Raw genomic sequence first — 18,325 nt, 5'->3', positions numbered from 1 at the left:
ACCACGGAACGACGGAACAGAAGAGGCGGGCCGCCGGTTCCACCGGCGGCCCGCCTTCCGCATGCCCTGAAACCTTCGTGAAACCGCTTCAAAGCGAGCTGCAACCGAGGCGCGCTGCAGCCGGAGCAACCGCGCGGACGACGGCCACCCGCTGCCGCCCGGTCAGCGACACCGGCGTTGACGACGCGTCTGCGGCCGGCGACCTCGCCCCGACGTCCAGGCGAGGACCGTCGCGCCCCAGCCGAGCAGCCACAGAGCCGCTCCCAGGGCCGCCGCCTCGACGCTCACGCTGCCGCTGCCCCCGCCGTCGGGAACCCGCCGGTGCGCAACACGCGTCCGCCGGGCAGTACGGCGTACACCTCGCAGCCGTCCCGCGCGGCCGCCCACTCGACGCCGTCCGCGCCCAGGGCGAACGCGGCCGTGGCGACGGTGTCCGCCTCGGTCAGGGTCGGGGCCACGACGGTGAGGCTGTCGAGGCCGGTGGCCGGACGGCCGGTGCGGCCGTCGAGGATGTGGTCGCCGCGCTCGTAGCGAGCGGAGGTGGCGACGGCTCCATCGGTGAGGTCGAGGACGGTGCACAGCCGGTCGGCGATCTCGGGATGCCGTACGCCGACCCGCCAGGGCCCGCCGGAAACGACCACGTCACCCCCGGCGTTGAGGCAGAACCGGCTGAGCCCGGCCCCGGTCAGCAGCTCCGCCGCCCGCTGCACGGACCAGCCCTTGACCACCGCGCAGGGGTCCAGGCCGCGGCCGGGCAGCCGGATGTCGAAGGCGCCGCCGGTGGCCACCCGGTACCGCTCGCAGATGTCGAGCACCTCCACGAGGTCGGCGCTCAGCTCGTCGGCCGACAGTTCGCCCCGGCCGTACCGGGAGACCTCACTGTCGGCCTTGAACGGGCTGAACCGTGCGTCGACCTCGCGCAGCCACGCGAACACGGCGTCCCCGGTCCCGTCGGGAACGACGCTGTCGTCGACCCGCAGCGAGACCGGGAACCCCATGACGTGTTCGACGCGGTGCACGTCAGGCGCCCTTCGCGTCGATCGCGGCCTGGAGCGACTCCTTGTAACCGTCGCTCGTGATGGTCGCGCCGGAAACGGTGTCGATGTCCGCACTCTGCGCGGAAAGCGTTTCCGCAATCAGCTTCGGCACCGCCGCGGTCGTCTGCGGATGGTTCGGCTGCTTCAGCATCTCCACAGCCGTGATCTTGTCGCCCTCGAAGGTGACCTGGACCTGGACGTCACCCTTCTCCGTGGCCACGGTCGAACCCGCCACGGTCTGCGGCGCCGAGGCCGCTGCCGAAGCCGAGGCCGAGGGGGACGCGGAGGCGGCGGCCGCCTCGGCGTCGATCGCGGCCTGGAGCGACTCCTTGTAACCGTCGCTCGTGATGGTCGCGCCGGAAACGGTGTCGATGTCCGCACTCTGCGCGGAAAGCGTTTCCGCAATCAGCTTCGGCACCGCCGCGGTCGTCTGCGGATGGTTCGGCTGCTTCAGCATCTCCACAGCCGTGATCTTGTCGCCGTCGTAGGTGATCCGGACCTGGACGTCGCCCTTCTCCGTGGCCACGGTCGTACCGGTGAACGTGGTCGATCCCGAGGAGCCCGAGGACGACGTGGAGGAGGACACGGAGGGCGTCGAGGCGGCCTCGGTGGTGGATGTCGTACCGGTCGACGGCTCGTAGCGCCAGACCGGGATCAGACCCGCCACGGACAGGACCAGGACAGGGATTACTCGCTTCACGATGTCTTCTCGTATCTCTCAGCCAGCCAGGCTGAAGCGTTCGAAGTGGATCTGCGGCTTGGGCACGTCCAGCTCGCGCAGGGTGCCGAGGACCGCGTTCATCATCGGCGGCGGCCCGCACAGGAAGACGTCCCGCTCCGCGATGTCCGGTACGAGCGCGGCGAGTTCACGCGGCGCCAGTCGGTCCGGCACCGGCGGTCCGGTGACCAGGTGCAGCTCGGCACCCTTGGTCAGGGCGAGTTCGCGCAGCTCGTCGTAGAGCACGGCGTCCCGTTCGCCGGCCACCCGGTAGATGACCACCGCGTGCCCGTCGATCTCCTCGAGGAGCGCCCGGATCGGGGTGACGCCGACACCGCCGGCGATGAGCAGGGCCTCGGGCCGGGTGCGGTGCATGGCGGTGAAGGCGCCGTAGGGGCCCTCGGCGAAGACGCGGGTGCCGGGCTCGAGGTGGCGCAGTCCGGCGGAGCCGTCGCCGGCCGCCTTCGCGGTGAGGCGCAGCCTGGTGCCGTCGGGCGCCGCCGACAGGGAGAAGGGGTTCGCCTGCCACCAGCGGTCCTTGGTCAGGAACCGCCACAGGAAGAACTGGCCGGCCCGGGCGGGCAGCCGGTCCAGGTCACGACCGGTGATGTAAACGCTTACGACGTTGTCGGCCTCGGGGACGACGGCCTCGACGCGCAGCTGGTGGCGCCAGTTCCGCCACAGCGGCAGGACCAGCCGGCCCAGCAACACCGAGCCGAGGGCGACGCCCCACACCGCGTACCAGTACGCCGTGGCGGCGGACGACGCGGTGAAGGTCGTCCCGACCGCGACCTGGTGCGTGAAGGCCAGCACCACGGCGACGTACGTGTACAGGTGGATGAAGTGCCAGGTCTCGTAGGCGAGGCGCCGGCGGGCCCAGCGGGCGGAGGCACCGCCGATGACCAGGATCAGCACCATCGCGACGGCGGCGCGCAGCACGCCTTCGACGGTCTCGGCCAGGTCGACGAGCTGGCTCACCGGGTTCATCGACGACGATTCGGCGTAGCCGAAGGTGATGAACACCACATGGCCGACCAGCGTCCACAACAGGTTGAAACCGGTCCAGCGGTGCCAGTTGGTCAGCCGGTCCATGCCGATGCGGCGGTCCAGCCAGGGCAGTCGGGCCACCAGCAGCAGTTGGAACGCCATCAACAGGGCGCTGTACAGGCCGGCGAAGCGGCCGATCACGACGAGCGCGTTGGAGGCGAAGCCCGCCTGGACGGCGAAGAGGGTCACGACGGCCGCGTTCGCGGCAAGCACGGCGTACAGGCCGGTGCGGGCCACTACTTTGGGACGTATCGCCGTGGGGGGTACGGGAGGCGATTGGACGGTCGTCACGGACGGAAACTCCTAGATCGGGTCCTCAGAACACAGAGCTTGTCCGTGCTTCGCTGTCGATTTCCTGTCGTGCAACTTTCAAGATCTTATCGATTCGCGCACACGTGAGACGCGGGTCTGGCGCCGCGGGGTGTGTGGCGCACTATGAGCAGGTGGAAAAAGTACGACTCCTCGTCGTGGACGACGACCCGCCGATCGCCGATCTCGTGGCGACGGTCGCCCGCTACGAAGGCTGGGACGCGGTCACCGCGAACTCGGGTGCGGAGGCGCTGCGCCGCGCCGCCGACTTCCACCCCGACATCGTGGTGCTCGACCTGATGCTGCCCGACATCGACGGCTTCGGCGTGCTCGACCGGCTGCGGCACAGCGGGACGATGGTGCCCGTGGTGTTCCTGACGGCACGCGACGGGGTCGCCGACCGGGTCGCGGGGCTGACCCGGGGTGGGGACGACTATCTGGTGAAACCGTTTGCCGTGGAGGAGCTGATGGCCCGGCTGCGGACCGTGCTGCGGCGCAGCGCCGGTCCCGGCGTCCAACGCTCCGTGCTGCGGGTGTCGGACCTCACCATGGACGAGGACACCCGGGAGGTCCGGCGCGGCGGAAGACTGCTGACGCTCACCCCCACCGAGTACGAGGTGCTGCGCTATCTGATGCGGAAGTCGCCGACCGTGCTCACCAAGGCGCAGATCCTCGACCATGTGTGGGAATACGGTTTCGGCGGCCGTTCCAACGTCGTCGAACTGGTCGTCAGCCGACTGCGCCGCAAGCTCGACACGACCGGCGACGACCCGCTGATCCAGACGGTACGCGGTTTCGGATACGTGATACGGCAGGCGGCCGAGTGATCGGCCGCTTCCGGCACGCGTACCGCAGACTGCGGCTCGGCACCCGGCTGGCGCTCGGCCTGGGCGCGCTGTCGCTGGTCGTGTTCGCGGTGGTCGGCGCCACGCTGACCATGTACATGCAGGACTACCTGAATCATCAGTTGCGCGACCAGATCAAGCTGGTCCAGGTCGTGCAGTCCAAGGACGCCAAGGCGCACGGCATCGTGGAACGCAAACCGTACTACGGCTGGTACACGGCCGTGTACGACGTCTCGGCGGGGTCGGCCGTGCTGCGCAAGCCCGCGGACGTTCCCTCGGACACCACGGCGCTCACCGCCCTGGCCCGGCGGATGGAGGATGTCGACGCCGACGTCACCCGCACGGTACGGATCGACGGCGAGGGCACCTATCTGCTGCGCGCCTGTGAGGTCTCGCCCGGTGTCGTGCTGGTCAGCGCCGCGCCGACCGAGGACATCGACGGCACCGTGCGCCAGCTGATCACCATGCAGGTGGTCGCCTTCGGCCTCGCCCTGCTGGCGCTCGTGGTGTTCGGCCGGCGGATGCTGAAACACGGTCTGAAACCGTTGAGCGACATGGCGCACACCGCGCACGGCATCGCCTCGCACGACCTGACCGAGTCGGCGTCCCGGCTCCATCTGCGCGCGGACGCCCCCGGCGGCGGTCCGGAGGTCGAGGAACTGCGCACCGCCTTCAACACGATGTTGCAGCACATCGACGACTCCCTCGCCGTGCGGGCGGAAGCCGAACAGCGCCTGCGCCGCTTCGTCGCCGACGCCTCGCACGAACTGCGCACGCCGCTGATGTCGGTACGCGGTTACGCGGACCTTTTCCAGTACGCGCCCGCCAACGCGCCCGAGGAACGTGACAAGCACCTGGCCCGGCTGCGTGCCGAGGCCGCCCGGATGGGCTTCCTCCTCGACGATCTCCTGCTGCTCGCCCGCCTGGACGCGGCCGAGGTGGAGACGCCCCTGCGGATGGAGAACGCCGACCTGGTGGAGCTGGTCGAGCAGGCGGCCGACGCGTTCCGCGCGAGCCACCACGGCCATCCGCTGACGGTGTCGCCCGGCCCGGCCGCCGTGCCGCTGCGGATGGACCCGCACCGCATCCGCCAGGTCCTGGACAACCTCCTCACCAACGCGGCCGTGCACACCCCGGCCGGCACGGCGGTCCGCGTCGAGGTCGCCGTCTCGCCGGACACGGCACGCGTCCACGTCACCGACAAGGGCCCCGGTATCCCGCCGGGCGACCGCGACCGCGTCTTCGACCGGTTCTACCGCGTCGACAAGGCGCGCAGCCGTGACCGCGGCGGCAGCGGCCTGGGCCTGTCGGTCGCCCGGTCCCTGGTGCGGGCACACGGGGGCACGCTGGAGCTGGGCGACGTGGAGGGGGTCACGGTGTTCACGGTGACGCTGCCGGTCACGGCCGGGCGGGGCGCCGTAGACCGGTAACGCGGTAACGCGGTAACGCGGTAACGCGGTAACGCGGTAACGCGGTAACGCGAAGGATCGGTGATCCGGGAGGCTCTGCGCACGGCAGGGCACGGCACGGCACCGCGCCCGCCGCAACCGCAACCGCAACCGCAACCGCAACGATCACCCGTTGTGGAGCGGCCCGGCGCGGGAGCGAGCTGGTTTCCGCAGAGCTGAGCTGCTCTTTCGATGCGGCGGGAACAACTTTCCGTCGCACCCGTAGGCGACCGACCGGCATGCGCGAAGGGGCCGACCGTACTGCGGGCCGGTGAACCTCGGGGCGTGCCCGGGATGAACCCCGGGGGGTACGGGCAGAAATCCCACAGTCTCACCGCACCTCCCCCCACCTCACGGCACCTCACAGCACCTCGCCTCACGGCACCAGCCGCACGGCACCCCGCCTCACCGCACTGCGGTCGCCCTTCGGCCCGCACTCCGTCGGCTTACGGACACCGCACCGTCACACCGGAGGGGAACGACCTCCCCGTCCCCTCCCCAGGCCCGATCCGTCGCGCCGCCGCGCGCGGTCACGACGCGGAAGGACGACGTGCGCCGTGTCCCTGCTGCCCCTCGACGACCCCGCGTCCCCGCCACCGCCCCGGCCCCCGCTCGCGGAAGACCGCCGCCGCCCCCTGGCCGCCACCGCCACCCGCCGGGCCCTCACCCTGTCCCCGATCCTGCTGCTCGCGGTGTGGGCGGTGGTCGACTGGCACGCCGTGCGAGACGGCACCGCCCTGCTCGCCACCGCCGACCCCTGGTGGCTGCTGGTCGGGCTCCTCTTCACCTATCTGGGCTCGGTCGCCGCGGCCTGCGTCCGCCAGGGGGCGATCCCGGACCGGCTGCCACCTGGTCTGCTGGTGGCCTCCCAGATCGCCGCGGGCGCCGCGAACCACCTACTGCCCGCGAGTATCGGCGCCCACGCGGTCACGGTCCGCTTCCTGCAACGCCAGGGCGTCGCCCTCCCCCGCGCCACCGCCTCGATCGCCCTGTACTCCCTGGTCAGAGCTGTGGCCAAGACACCCGTTGTGCTGATTTTCCTGCTCGCCGCGCCCAGCGCCATACCCCCCGCCAGGCTTCTCCCGGAGGGACGGACGCTGCTCCTGGCCGCCGCGGGCCTTCTGCTGGCCCCTGCGGCGACCGCGGCCCTGCTCGTTCTCGTACGGCCGCTGCGCGGCCCCGCCCTGAACTTCGTCCGTACGGCCCTCACCGATGCCCGGCATCTGCACACCCGCCCCGCCCGCTTCCTCCCTCTGTGGGGCGGAGCGGTCGCGGCGCCGCTGATCCAGGCGAGCGTGGTGGCCTCGGTGGGAACGGCGCTGGGCCTGCCCCTGTCCTGGCCGCAGCTGCTCTTCGCGTTCCTCGCGGCGAGCACCGCGGCCGGCGCCGTCCCCGCACCCGGCGGTATCGGCCCGGTCGACGCGGCCCTGGTCCTCACCCTGGCCGGCTACGGCACCCCGCTGCCCCTCGCCACGGCGACGGTCATCGGTTACCGGGTGCTGACGGTGTGGCTGCCGCTGCTGCCCGGGATGCTGGTGCTCTCGGCGCTGGTACAGCGCAAGCAGCTGTGACCTGTCACCTCTCCCCGGCCGCCTCGCCGTCGGCCCTCGCCGTCAGCCCCTGCCGTCAGCCCTCGCCGTCCGCCGCCAGCCGCAGCGAGATGCTGTTGATGCAGTACCGCTGGTCGGTGGGGGTCGCGTATCCCTCGCCCGCGAACACGTGTCCGAGGTGCGAACCGCACCGGGCGCAGCGCACCTCGGTGCGCAGCATGCCGTGCGAGCGGTCCTCGATCAGCTCGACGGCGTCGGTGTCCTTCGGGTCGAAGAAGGACGGCCAGCCGCAGTGGGAGTCGAACTTGGTCTCCGAGGTGAACAGTTCGGCACCGCAGGCGCGACAGGAGTAGACGCCCTCGGCCTTGGTGTCGGTGTACTCACCGGTGAACGCGGGCTCGGTCGCGGCCTGCCGCAGTACGGCGTACTCGGCCGGGGTCAGCTCCGTCCGCCACTGCTCGTCCGGCTTTTCGACGTCGTACGACATGAGCCTCAGCCCCTTACTGGGAAAGACGGTCCAGAATGCGCGGGCCCAGGTCCGTCACGTCGCCCGCGCCCATGGTGAGAACGAGATCACCGGCCTTCGCCATTCCCGCCACGACCTCCGGTGCCAGGTCCTTGTCGTGCACCGCGGTCACGTCCGCGCCCGCCGCCCGGGCCGCGTCGATGATCAGCTCGCTGGTCACGCCCGGGATCGGGTCCTCGCGGGCGGGATAGATGTCGAGGACGACGGAGGCGTCCGCGAGGGCCAGCGCCTGCCCCATCTCCTTGCCGAGTTCCTGGGTCCTGGAGAACAGGTGCGGCTGGAAGAGGACGAGGATGCGGGCCTCGCCGACCGCCGCGCGCATCGCCTCCAGGTCGGCCGTCATCTCCGTCGGGTGGTGGGCGTAGGAGTCGATGACCTGGACGCCCGCCTCCTCGCCCTTGAGCTGGAGCCGGCGCTTGACGCCCGTGTACGCGGCCAGGGCGGGGGCCAGTTCCGCGGCCGGGACGCCCAGGGCGACGCCCGCGGCCAGCGCGGCGACGGCGTTGTGCGCGTAGTGGCGGCCGGGCACGGAGACCGTGAAGGTGAGCTGCTGCCCGTCGAGCAGCACGGTCACCTCGCTCTTCAGCCCCTGCGGGACGACGGACAGCACCCGCACGTCGGCGTCCTCGGCCTCCCCGTACGTGACCACCCGCACGCCCTCGACCCGCCGGGTCAGCTCCCGCGCGCCCTCGTGGTCGGCGGCGATCACCAGGGTGCCGCCGGGCACGATCTTCTGGGCGAAGGTCTCGAAGGACGTGTAGATCTCGTCCATCGAGGCGTAGTTCGCGTGGTGGTCCAGCTCGACGTTGAGGACGATGGCGACCTCGGGCGCGTACTTGTGGAAGCTGCGGTCCGATTCGTCCGCCTCGGCGACGAAGATCTCGCCCTCGCCGTGCAGCGCGTTGGAACCGGGCGCGTCCAGGTCGCCGCCGATCGCGTACGAGGGGTTGAGGCCCAGCTCGGACAGCGACACCGCGAGCATGGACGTGGTGGTCGTCTTGCCGTGGGTGCCCGCGACGGCGATCGGGCGTGTCCCGTCCATCAGCCGGGCGAGCGCGTCCGAGCGGTGGACGACCGGGATCCCCAGCTCGGCCGCGCGGGCCAGCTCCGGGTTGTCCGCGCGGATCGCCGACGACACGACGACACAGCTGGCGTCGTCGGCCAGGTGGTCGGCGGCATGGCCGATGTGCACGGTCGCCCCGAGCGCCCGCAGCGCCGCCGCGGTCTCGGACTCCTTGGCGTCGCTGCCGGCCACCCTCGCGCCGCGCTGAGCCAGGATCTTCGCGATCCCCGACATCCCCGCCCCACCGATGCCGATGAAGTGCGGTCGGTCCATGGCGGTAGGAAGGCCGGGTGCCATGCGTGTTCTCCCAGGGTGCGCTACGACGGTTCGGTGCGCCCCCACCCTATTGCGCGAGGCTCACCGCACCCACCCAGGGGCGCGGGGCCGAATCGATGTACGACCTCACGGCGCGGGCACGAGCGGCCCAGCGCACCCGCACCCGCACCCGCACCCGCACCGACCCATCCCAGGTCCCATCACAGGAGTCCGCTCAGGCCTTGCTGTGGGAGAAGAGCTTCAGCACCGGGACCCCCACCTTGTGCCGCGCGCGGGAGGCCCAGTCCCGGTGGAAGAACTCCTCGACGTAGTGGGGGTCGGTCAGCACGATCACCTCGTCCGCCTCCGCCTCCGCCACCAGGGACTTCAGCGCGTCCAGCGGATGGTCCTCGACGAGGCGTCCGACCGCGTCGTGGCCCGCCGCGTGCAGAGCCTGCAAGGACACCTCCAGGGCCCGTACGCCGAAACCCTTCGCCTCGTCGCCCTCGGGTGTCTCGCCCTCCCGCGCGGCCTCGTCCAGTTCGCCGAGAGCCACGTCGTCGATGGCCCGCAGCAAGCGGTCCGCCTGGTCGCCGCGCGGCTGGAGCAGCACCTGGAAGGTGACCGGCTCGTCTCCGTGCAAGGTGCTGACGAACTCCACGTCGGCGGACGTCAGGGCCTTCTCGATCATCAAAACGCTTGTGAACACCAGCGCCCCATTCTCCTTCGAGGACCCCCGTGGCCCTCTCTCCTCCGTGGGCCGTCGGCGGCCCTGCGGAAACCATCCTTCCCCGTGTGCGCACGGGGACTGCGAGATTCAGTGTGCCCGCCGGGCGCCAAACGGAACGGTTGATTCCGACCTTTCGGGACCGACGGTGACGATCGAACTCCTGTCCGCATCACGGCCGTCGATACCTACCGAACAGGAAACCCCCCTCCTCCAGGAGGGAGACCAGTGCGAATCGCCGCGGCACCGCGACCGACGGCCCGCCCGCGATCCGCTGCGCGTCGCCGACGGCGAGCATCGGGGAGACGGTCAGACAGAGCTCGTCGAGCACCCCGGCGGCCACGAACTGACCCAGCAGCCGGGGCCCGCCCTCCGTCAGCAGCCGGGTGTGCCCGAGCTCGGCGAGCGCCCGTACGGCCCGGTCCGGCTCGACGCCCATGCCGTCACCGGCGATCACCACGCGCGCGCCCGCCTTCTCCGCGGCCGCGACCCTGTCGGGGGCCGCCGCGGCGCCGGTCAGGATCAGGGTGGGGACCAACGGCGAGGTGAAGAGCGGGAGCGAGAAGTCCAGGTCGAGGCTCGCGGTGACCACCGCGACGGCCGGCGCGGAACCCTGCCCGGCCGCCTCGCGCCGCGCGGCGAACTCGGCACGCGCGCGTGCGGGACGGTACCCCTCCAGACGTACCGTTTCCGCGCCCACGACCACCACGTCCGCCAGCCCGCGCAGCGTGCCGAAGATCCGCATGTCGGTGGCGGTGGAGATGGGCTGGGAGCGCCCGTCGTGCTGGGCGGCGCCGTCGAGCGTGGACACCATGTTGGCCCGCAGCCAGGGCCCCGGCTCGCCGGGTCCGGGCTCGGGGTACGCGTAGGCGTCGGCGAGCTCGTCGAGGCTCCACTCGCGGCCCTGGGCCGCGCCACCCCCTTCGCCACCGCCCTCGCCGGGGGCCCCGAGCGGCCTGCCGCCGGAGTCGGTCGTCACTGTCTGGTCGGTCACAGGGAACAGCCGTCGCATGCCAGGCAGTCTGGCACGCCCCGTAGCATGGGGAACCGTGTCGTCCTCCTCCTCCGCCCCCGGCCTCAGCCCGATAGCCGACGCGGCCCCGGTGTCCCTCTGCACCCGCCAGCCGCATGTCCCCGCGGACCGGCTGGTCGCCGAGATGGTGCCGCCGCCACGCTTCGACTCGGTCCGTTTCAGCACCTACATCCCGGATCCGAACCAGCCCAGCCAGACCGAGGCGGTCGGCGTCCTGGAGGGGTTCGCGACCGGACTCGGCGGAGCGCACGCCGCCGGCGGCGCCAGGCGGGGGTTCCTCGGCTTCGGCAGGTCCAAGGCGCCCAAGGTCCCCGCCGGGCCGCGCGGCGTCTACCTGGACGGCGGCTACGGCGTCGGCAAGACGCACCTGCTGGCGTCCCTGTGGCACGCCACCCCGGCGGAGCCCGCCCTCAAGGCGTTCGGCACCTTCGTCGAGCTGACCAACCTGGTCGGCGCCCTCGGCTTCCAGCAGACGGTACGGACCCTCTCCGGGCACCGGCTGCTGTGCATCGACGAGTTCGAGCTGGACGACCCGGGCGACACCGTCCTCGTCTCGACGCTGCTCGGCAAGCTGGTCGAGGCGGGCGTCGCGCTCGCCGCCACCTCCAACACGCTCCCGGGCAAGCTCGGCGAGGGCCGGTTCGCGTCCGCCGACTTCCTGCGCGAGATCCAGGGCCTGTCCGCGCACTTCCGCGCGCTGCGCATCGACGGCGAGGACTACCGCCACCGCGGTCTGCCCGACGCGCCGGCGCCGTACTCCGACGAGCAGGTGACGAAGGCGGCCTACGCCACCGAGGGCGCCTCGCTCGACGACTTCCCGCATCTGCTGGAGCACCTCGCCAAGGTCCACCCGAGCCGCTACGGCGCGCTGACGGATGGCCTGAAGGCGGTCTGCCTCACGGACGTGGGGGCGGTGCCCGACCAGTCCACGGCTCTCCGGCTGGTGGTCCTGGCCGACCGGCTCTACGACCGCGAGGTCCCGGTCCTGGCCTCCGGACTCCCCTTCGACCGGTTGTTCAGCGAGGAGATGCTGAACGGCGGCTACCGCAAGAAGTACTTCCGCGCGATCTCCCGGCTCACCGCGCTGGCCCGCGACGCCAGACGACTCGTCGAGCCCCAATAAACGATCTTCGCCGTCCGGTCAAGAGTCGGTTCGCGCCAAGAATCCCTCCCTTTTGAGGCGCACTTCATCTCGCAACGTCGAGTTAACCCTGCAAACAACCTTGCAGGGTTAACGTGTTTCTTGACCAGTGGTTGACCAACCGTTGGTCTGGACTAGAAACGCGAACCGACCGAAGGGGGGCGCATGTTCCGAGGTGCGACGACCCGGACCGTCCTCTCGGTCCTCGCCGCCGTCCTGCTCGCCCTCCCGTTCTTCGCACCCACGTCATCCTTCGCACACGCGCATACGATGCGTCAGGTCGAGGCCAAGACCCAGCCCGGAATCAAACACGCCGGCAATGCGATGCGCGACGAGGTCGTCACGTTCCGCGACTGCGATCGCTCCGGCGGCCCCGCCGACCCGCTGCGCACCCGCGACCGCCACCGCGCCACCACCTCCGCACCGGCCGCCTCGACACCCCAGGAGCCCGAGCGCGCGCTGCTGGCGCAGGATCCCGCGGCCGTGCATCAGCCGCCCCGGCCCGGCGACCCCTACCACCGCTCGTCGAGATCCTCGGCGACCCACTCTCCGGCGGCCCTCCAGGTCTTCCGCTGCTGAGAGAGCAGAGCAGAACAGCAGTCCCCCACCTGTCCTGTGTCCTGCACATCCGACGCGCCCCCACGGCGCGCCAGGAGGAGTCACCACGTCATGCAGCCCCTCATCGACAACGCCCGTACGTTCGGACAGCGCCCTGAGGAGTTCGCCAAACTCGCAGACGGCCAGTCCCCCCAGGTCCTGTTCATCACCTGCTCCGACTCGCGGGTCGTTCCCGCCCTGATCACGGGCGCCCGTCCCGGCGAGCTCTTCGAGCTGCGCACCGCGGGCAACATCGTTCCCCCCTACGGCTCCGACCGCCCCACCGGCGAGGCGGCCACCATCGAGTACGCCGTGGAGGTGCTCGGCGTCCAGGACGTCGTCGTCTGCGGCCACTCGCACTGCGGTGCGGTCGGCGCGCTGGTGCGCGGCGACGACCTCGACGGCGTCCCCGCCGTACGCGACTGGCTCGCGCACGCCGCGGACGAACCGGGGACCGCCGATCCGGACGACCCCACGGTCATGCGGGCGGTGCAGAACCACGTACTCGCCCAGTTGCTGCGACTGCGCTCCTACCCGTGCGTGGAGAAGCGGCTGGCCGACGGCCGGCTGCGGGTGCGCGGCTGGTACTACGAGGTGCACACCGGTGCCGTACGCGAACACCGTGTGGACACCGACGGTTTCGAGGCCCTGTGAGCGCCGCGATGGACCAGAAGCCCGCCGGGCGGATATCCCGGTTCCCCCATCTCAAGCAGGACTTCGCCGCCTCTCTCGTCGTCTTCCTGGTCGCGCTGCCGCTGTGTGTGGGCGTGGCCGTGGCCTCCGGCGTGCCGGCCGAGCTGGGGCTAGTCACCGGCATCGTCGGCGGCCTCGTCACCGGTCTGCTGCGGGGCAGTTCCCTCCAGGTGTCCGGTCCGGCGGCCGGACTGACCGTGCTGGTCTTCGAGGCGGTGCAGGAGTTCGGCCTGCCCGCCCTCGGAGTCACCGTCCTCACCACGGGCGTCCTCCAGCTCGCCATGGGCGCCCTGAAACTGGGCCGCTACTTCCGGGCCATCTCGGTGTCCGTCGTCGAGGGCATGCTGGCCGGAATCGGCCTGGTGCTGATCGCCGGTCAGCTGTACGCGATGGCGGGCGCCAAGGCGCCGTCGTCCGGCCTCGGAAAGATCGCCGGACTGCCCGAGGCGGTCGTGGACGCGGTCGGCAGTACGGCCGCGCTGGCCTCGCTCGCGATCGGCGTCGGCACCATCGCGGTGCTCGTGTTGTGGAAGCGGTTGCCGGCGAAGGTGCGTACGGTGCCCGGCCCGCTCGCCGCGGTGGGCCTGGCCACACTCGCCGCCCTGCTGCTGAACCTGCCCGTGGCCACGGTCGAGGTGCAGGGGCTGCTCGGCTCCGTCCAGCCGCCGTCGCTGAGCTCCTTCGGCGAGCTGGCACATGTCGGCCTGCTCGGCACGATCGTCGCGTTCACCCTGATCGCGTCCGCCGAGTCGCTGTTCAGCGCGGCCGCGGTGGACCGGCTGCACGACGGTCCGCGCACCGAGTACGACAAGGAACTGATGGCACAGGGCGCGGGCAACGCGATCTGCGGGGCGCTCGGCGCGCTGCCGATGACCGCGGTGATCGTGCGCAGCGCGGCCAACGTGCAGGCGGGCGCGCGGACGAAGGCGTCGCGCGTCCTGCACGGCGTGTGGCTGCTGCTGTTCGCGGCCCTGCTGCCGAACGTGCTGGCGTACATACCCATCCCGGCGCTGGCCGGCATCCTCGTGCACGCGGGCGCCAAGCTCGTGCCCGTGCGGGCGATCGTGGGCCTGTGGCGCGAGCACCGCGGCGAGGCGCTGATCCTGGTCGTCACGGCCGTGTCGATCGTCGCGGTCAGCATGTTCGAGGGCGTTCTGATCGGTCTCGCGCTGGCCGTCGCCAAGACGGCCTGGGAGGCCTCGCACATCAGGCTGGAGGTCGTCGACAAGGGTGCCGGCCCCGTCCAGGCGTACCTGTCGGGCAACGCGACGTTCCTGCGTCTGCCGAAGATCCTCGACAGCCTGGAGGCCCTCCCGCAGGACCGTCCCGTCGAGCTGGACCTCTCCGGTCTGCACCACCTCGACCACGCCTGCCGTACGGCGCTGGAGACCTGGGCCGAACGGCACAGCGCGGTCGGCACGGAGCCGGTGAAGGTGACGGAACCGGTGACGACCGTGTAGCCCGCCCCACGCGCTGTCCGGCCCGGGGCTCGGGGCGTGGCCCCGGGCCGGACAGCGGGCATATCGTTACAGGACAGACAGAAGCAGACGGAAACGCTCTTACGGGCCTCTTGCCGAGGAGGTCGCCATGCTCCAGGAGCTGCTGGGCGCGGCCGCGGCGGTCGCCGCCGGAGGCCTCGTGTACATCGGGGCGGCGGCGCGGGTCGTCAAGCAGTACGAACGCGGGGTCGTCCTCCGGCTGGGGCGGCTGCGCGGCGAGGTCCGTCCGCCGGGGTTCACCCTGGTCGTCCCGGCCGTGGACCGGCTGCGCAAGGTCAACATGCAGATCGTGACGATGCCCATCCCCGCCCAGGAGGGCATCACCCGCGACAACGTGACCGTGCGGGTCGACGCGGTGGTGTACTTCCGGGTGGTGGACGCCGCAGCCGCGATCATCAACGTCGAGGACTACCGCTTCGCCGTCTCGCAGATGGCACAGACCTCGTTGCGTTCGATCATCGGCAAGAGCGAGCTGGACGACCTGCTGTCGAACCGGGAGAAGCTCAACGAGGGCCTGGAGCTGATGATCGACAGTCCCGCCATCGGCTGGGGCGTGCAGATCGACCGGGTGGAGATCAAGGACGTCTCCCTGCCGGACACGATGAAGCGCTCGATGGCCCGGCAGGCCGAGGCCGACCGTGAGCGGCGGGCCCGGATCATCAACGCCGACGCCGAGCTCCAGGCGTCGAAGAAGCTCGCCGAGGCGGCGAAGGAGATGTCCGAGCAGCCGGCCGCGCTCCAGCTGCGGCTGCTCCAGACGGTGGTGGCGGTCGCCGCGGAGAAGAACTCCACCCTCGTCCTGCCGTTCCCGGTGGAGCTGCTGCGCTTCCTGGAAAAGGCCCAGCAACCGCTCCCACAACAGCCACTGCAACAACCGCCGCTGCCGCCTTCACCGCCGCCCTCCCCGAAGGATGTGGAGGAGTGACACGAGCTACGCGCGTGGTTCCCGGGGCGCACTCCGGGTGATAGACACAGCGGGATCACAGTTCCTGTCCGCCAGCAGGAAGGTTTCCCCATGTCTGCGACACGACGTCAGATCCTCGCCGGTACCGGCGCCCTGGGAGTGGGCGCGAGCATCGCGTTCACCGGCGCCCTCTCCGATCTCTTCGCGGGCACCGCCGCCGCGCAGGGTCTCGGCCACGACGGCTACGGCCCTCTCGTACCCGACAAGGACGGCCTGCTCGACCTTCCCGCGCACTTCCGCTACCGGGTTCTCTCCCGCGAGGGCGACCCGCTGCGCTCCGGCGAGGGCCCGGTGCCCTCGAACCACGACGGCATGACGGCCCTGCCCGGCCGGGGCGGTCGCGTCCATCTGGTCCGCAACCACGAGAACCGCCCCACGGCGAAGTTCCCCGTCCCCACGGTCGAAGGTCTGACCTACGACCCGGCGGGCAAGGGCGGCTGTACCGCCCTGACGCTGGACTCCCGGAACAACGTGCTCGCCGAGCGGGTGGCCATCGCCGGCACGGCCGTCAACTGCGCGGGTGGGCCCACTCCGTGGCACACCTGGCTGACCTGCGAGGAGACCGAGGACAAAGCCGGCACAAACGGTTACACAAAGGATCACGGCTTCATCTTCGAGGTCGATCCGTCCGACCCGCGCCGCAGCGGGGCCGTCCCACTGACCGCGATGGGCCGTTTCCAGCACGAGGCGATCGCCGTCGACCCGCGTCTCGGAATCGTTTACGAAACCGAGGATGCGTTTCTGGAGCCGTTCGGCCTTTTCTACCGCTTTCTCCCGAAGAAGCCGCTGGGCGGGGCGGGCTCGCTGCGCACGGGCGGCCGCCTCCAGGCGATGCGCGTTCCCGGCGTGCCGGACCTGTCCTCGATCCAGGAGACGGGCGCCACCTTCGACGGCATCGAGTGGGTCGACGTGCCGGACCCCCTCGCCGTCGAAACCCCGGTCCGCCTCCAGGACTTCGGCCCGAAGGGCATCACCCACGCCCAGAAGCTCGAGGGCTGTTACTGGGGCGGGCGGTGCGTGTACTTCGTGTCGTCGTTCGCGCGCGGCGCGGACGGCTCGGCCGCCGACCACTTCGGCCAGATCTGGCGGTACGACCCCAAGCTCCGCCGCCTCACGCTCGTCATCGTCTTCGGCCCGGAGACGGACATCCAGCTCCCGGGCGAGTCCCCGGACAACATCTGCCTGGCGCCCAGCGGCGGCCTGATGGTCTGCGAGGACGGCAACGGCGCCCAGCACGTCTTCGGCGTGACCAGGGGCGGGGAGGTGTACGCGATGGCGCGGGGCCGCCAGAACATCGGAACGCCGCAGGCCCCCGAGTGGGGCGAGTTCGCCGGCGTCACCTTCTCCCCCGACGGCGACACGATGTACGTCAACTGCTACACCCCGGGGACGACCTTCGCCGTCACGGGGCCCTGGCGGCGCTAGTCCGGATCCACGAGGTGGGGCCCTGCCGCGGCGGGGCCCCCGTCCGGCCCCCGGCCCCCGGCTCCCGGCTCCCGGCTGGGCAGCTCCCGGACCGGTCGACCCCGACGTGCCGTCACGGGAAACACCGGCCAGGCGCAGATTCCGCGCTCCCGCCTGCCCGGGCTCTTCCCCGGGGGGCCGAGAGCCCGGGCGGGTGACACGACCAGAGGCGCGGTCAGATATCGCAACAAATGCCATCACAACCCTCATAACTTCATACGATGATCCTTCCCGTACGCCGCCTCGCCGCCCTCTGCGCTCTCGGGGCCGCGCTCGCCCCCCTCACCGCCTGCGGCACCCCCCACGCACCACGCGCCGCACGTCCGGCCGCCCCCGCGCACGCTTCCCTCGCCCCCACCCGGCCGCCCACGCTGGCCCCCGGCCCGGCCGGCCTCACCCCCGTGTTCAGCAGCGCGCCCCGCACCGTCGACAAGAGGGTCGCCCTCACCTTCGACGCCGACATGACCGCCGACCAGGGCGCCCGCGCGGCGGCCGGCGAGCACTTCGACAACCCAGGGCTGATCGCGGCACTGCGCGCGCTGAAGGTGCCGGCCACCGTGTTCATGACCGGCCGCTGGGCCGAGGAGTACCCGGACCAGGCCCGCTCCCTCGGCCACGACCCCGGCTTCGAGGTCGCCAACCACTCCTACAGCCACTACGCCTTCACCGACGACTGCTACGGCCTGCCGACCGTCCCCGAGGACAGGATGCGCGCGGACGTGGAGCGGGCGTTCACGGCCTTCCGCAAGGCCGGGGTGCCGGACGCGATGCCCTACTTCCGTTTCCCCGGCGGCTGCTACGACCGGCGGGCGCTGCGCGCGGTGAGCGGCACGGGCGTGACCGCGGTGCAGTGGGACGTGGTGAGCGGGGACGCGTTCGCGACCGACGCGGACGCGGTGGCCCGGCAGGTGCTGGAGGGGGTACGGCCAGGCTCCGTCGTCGTCATGCACTGCACGCGCAGCGCAGCCCCGACGACCGAGCGGGCGGTGCGGACGATCGTCCCGGAGCTGCGCCGTCAGGGGTACCGGTTCGTGAAGGTGTCCGAACTGATCGGGGCGGCGAGCGGACGACGGTGAACCCCGTACGCCCAACCACCGACCCGACCCCGCAGGCCACCTGGACCCCGCGCGCCTCGCACGTCGGTCGGCCCACGACTCGTACGTCGTCATCGCTTACGTACGCTGGAGGGATGAGCGACGACAGTGACCGGGAGTACTGCCTGATCGACGCGACGACGCCGCCCAGGGCCGACGGGCCGCCGTACGCGGAGTGCGTGCTGTGCCGGAAGCCGACGGAGTATCCGGAGTCTTACAAGGGGATCACGCTGTGCCCGGTGTGCGAGTGGCAGGAGGCGCAGCGGACTGCGTGCTCGGGGTAACCGGTTGCTCGGGGTGGCCCGTTGCTCGGGG

The 18,325-nt window shown here is 71.4% G+C and carries 18 protein-coding genes; 11 read left to right on the top strand and 7 right to left on the bottom strand.

All coding sequences use genetic code 11. The annotated features are described in order from the left end of the window. Nucleotides 1-284: 284 nt before the first annotated feature. Genes OG736_RS33090 through OG736_RS33080 form a run of 3 tightly spaced genes read right to left on the bottom strand, consistent with a single transcriptional unit; the run spans nt 285 to nt 3,093 of the window. On the bottom strand, nt 285-998 hold the full coding sequence (locus OG736_RS33090) for an FAD:protein FMN transferase (RefSeq protein WP_327187769.1): 714 nt from the start codon (nt 996-998) through the stop codon (nt 285-287). A gap of 22 nt (nt 999-1,020) precedes the next feature. Next, complete coding sequence (locus tag OG736_RS33085; protein WP_327185625.1) at nt 1,021-1,737, bottom strand: FMN-binding protein; 717 nt, start codon at nt 1,735-1,737, stop codon at nt 1,021-1,023. 18 nt (nt 1,738-1,755) lie between these two features. Then, entirely contained in the window at nt 1,756-3,093 is a 1,338-nt protein-coding gene (locus OG736_RS33080) for a ferredoxin reductase family protein (protein ID WP_327185624.1), read from the bottom strand. A gap of 152 nt (nt 3,094-3,245) precedes the next feature. Here OG736_RS33080 and OG736_RS33075 point away from each other — a divergent pair, with 152 nt between their 5' ends. From OG736_RS33075 to OG736_RS33065, 3 genes are all read left to right on the top strand, one after another. Continuing rightward, the gene (locus OG736_RS33075) at nt 3,246-3,938 is read left to right on the top strand and encodes a response regulator transcription factor (RefSeq protein WP_327185623.1); all 693 of its coding nucleotides are present in this window, start codon (nt 3,246-3,248) and stop codon (nt 3,936-3,938) included. After that, entirely contained in the window at nt 3,935-5,386 is a 1,452-nt protein-coding gene (locus OG736_RS33070) for a sensor histidine kinase (RefSeq protein ID WP_327185621.1), read from the top strand. The genes OG736_RS33075 and OG736_RS33070 overlap by 4 nt, the downstream gene beginning before the upstream one ends. 575 nt (nt 5,387-5,961) lie before the next feature. Further along, nucleotides 5,962-6,975, top strand: a complete 1,014-nt coding sequence (locus OG736_RS33065) for a lysylphosphatidylglycerol synthase transmembrane domain-containing protein (RefSeq protein WP_327185620.1) — start codon at nt 5,962-5,964, stop codon at nt 6,973-6,975. A 55-nt stretch (nt 6,976-7,030) separates the two neighbouring features. On the opposite strand, the gene msrB is transcribed toward OG736_RS33065, so the two are convergent. From msrB to OG736_RS33045, 4 genes are all read right to left on the bottom strand, one after another. After that, nucleotides 7,031-7,441, bottom strand: coding sequence for a peptide-methionine (R)-S-oxide reductase MsrB (gene msrB, locus OG736_RS33060; protein ID WP_327185619.1), 411 nt, complete (start codon nt 7,439-7,441; stop codon nt 7,031-7,033). A gap of 13 nt (nt 7,442-7,454) precedes the next feature. Further along, entirely contained in the window at nt 7,455-8,840 is a 1,386-nt protein-coding gene (murC, locus tag OG736_RS33055; RefSeq protein ID WP_327185618.1) for a UDP-N-acetylmuramate--L-alanine ligase, read from the bottom strand. Nucleotides 8,841-9,033: 193 nt separating this feature from the next. Beyond that, nucleotides 9,034-9,507 carry an indole-3-glycerol phosphate synthase gene (locus tag OG736_RS33050; protein ID WP_327185617.1) on the bottom strand — a complete coding sequence of 158 codons (474 nt, stop codon included), beginning with the start codon at nt 9,505-9,507 and terminating at the stop codon, nt 9,034-9,036. Between the two features lie 190 nt (nt 9,508-9,697). Continuing rightward, on the bottom strand, nt 9,698-10,537 hold the full coding sequence (locus OG736_RS33045; protein ID WP_327185616.1) for a pyrimidine reductase family protein: 840 nt from the start codon (nt 10,535-10,537) through the stop codon (nt 9,698-9,700). A 37-nt stretch (nt 10,538-10,574) separates the two neighbouring features. On the opposite strand from OG736_RS33045, the gene zapE reads away from it, so the two are divergent. From zapE to OG736_RS33005, 8 genes are all read left to right on the top strand, one after another. After that, nucleotides 10,575-11,681 carry a cell division protein ZapE gene (zapE, locus tag OG736_RS33040; RefSeq protein WP_327185615.1) on the top strand — a complete coding sequence of 369 codons (1,107 nt, stop codon included), beginning with the start codon at nt 10,575-10,577 and terminating at the stop codon, nt 11,679-11,681. Nucleotides 11,682-11,864: 183 nt separating this feature from the next. Beyond that, nucleotides 11,865-12,278, top strand: coding sequence for a hypothetical protein (locus OG736_RS33035; protein WP_327185614.1), 414 nt, complete (start codon nt 11,865-11,867; stop codon nt 12,276-12,278). 90 nt (nt 12,279-12,368) lie between these two features. Continuing rightward, nucleotides 12,369-12,950 carry a carbonic anhydrase gene (locus tag OG736_RS33030; RefSeq protein ID WP_171400094.1) on the top strand — a complete coding sequence of 194 codons (582 nt, stop codon included), beginning with the start codon at nt 12,369-12,371 and terminating at the stop codon, nt 12,948-12,950. Between the two features lie 8 nt (nt 12,951-12,958). Further along, the gene (locus OG736_RS33025) at nt 12,959-14,449 is read left to right on the top strand and encodes a SulP family inorganic anion transporter (protein ID WP_327185613.1); all 1,491 of its coding nucleotides are present in this window, start codon (nt 12,959-12,961) and stop codon (nt 14,447-14,449) included. Nucleotides 14,450-14,576: 127 nt separating this feature from the next. Next, complete coding sequence (locus tag OG736_RS33020) at nt 14,577-15,413, top strand: slipin family protein (RefSeq protein ID WP_327185612.1); 837 nt, start codon at nt 14,577-14,579, stop codon at nt 15,411-15,413. A 90-nt stretch (nt 15,414-15,503) separates the two neighbouring features. Then, the gene (locus OG736_RS33015; protein WP_327185611.1) at nt 15,504-16,877 is read left to right on the top strand and encodes an alkaline phosphatase PhoX; all 1,374 of its coding nucleotides are present in this window, start codon (nt 15,504-15,506) and stop codon (nt 16,875-16,877) included. 260 nt (nt 16,878-17,137) lie between these two features. Next, nucleotides 17,138-17,992, top strand: a complete 855-nt coding sequence (locus OG736_RS33010; protein WP_327185610.1) for a polysaccharide deacetylase family protein — start codon at nt 17,138-17,140, stop codon at nt 17,990-17,992. Nucleotides 17,993-18,105: 113 nt separating this feature from the next. Further along, nucleotides 18,106-18,294 carry a hypothetical protein gene (locus tag OG736_RS33005; protein ID WP_327185609.1) on the top strand — a complete coding sequence of 63 codons (189 nt, stop codon included), beginning with the start codon at nt 18,106-18,108 and terminating at the stop codon, nt 18,292-18,294. Nucleotides 18,295-18,325 lie beyond the last annotated feature (31 nt).

This window comes from Streptomyces sp. NBC_01334 (assembly GCF_035983595.1).
Lineage (GTDB): Bacteria > Actinomycetota > Actinomycetes > Streptomycetales > Streptomycetaceae > Streptomyces > Streptomyces coriariae.
The sequence above is the reverse complement of the archived record's forward strand: the minus strand, read 5'-3'. Positions and strand labels throughout refer to the sequence as shown.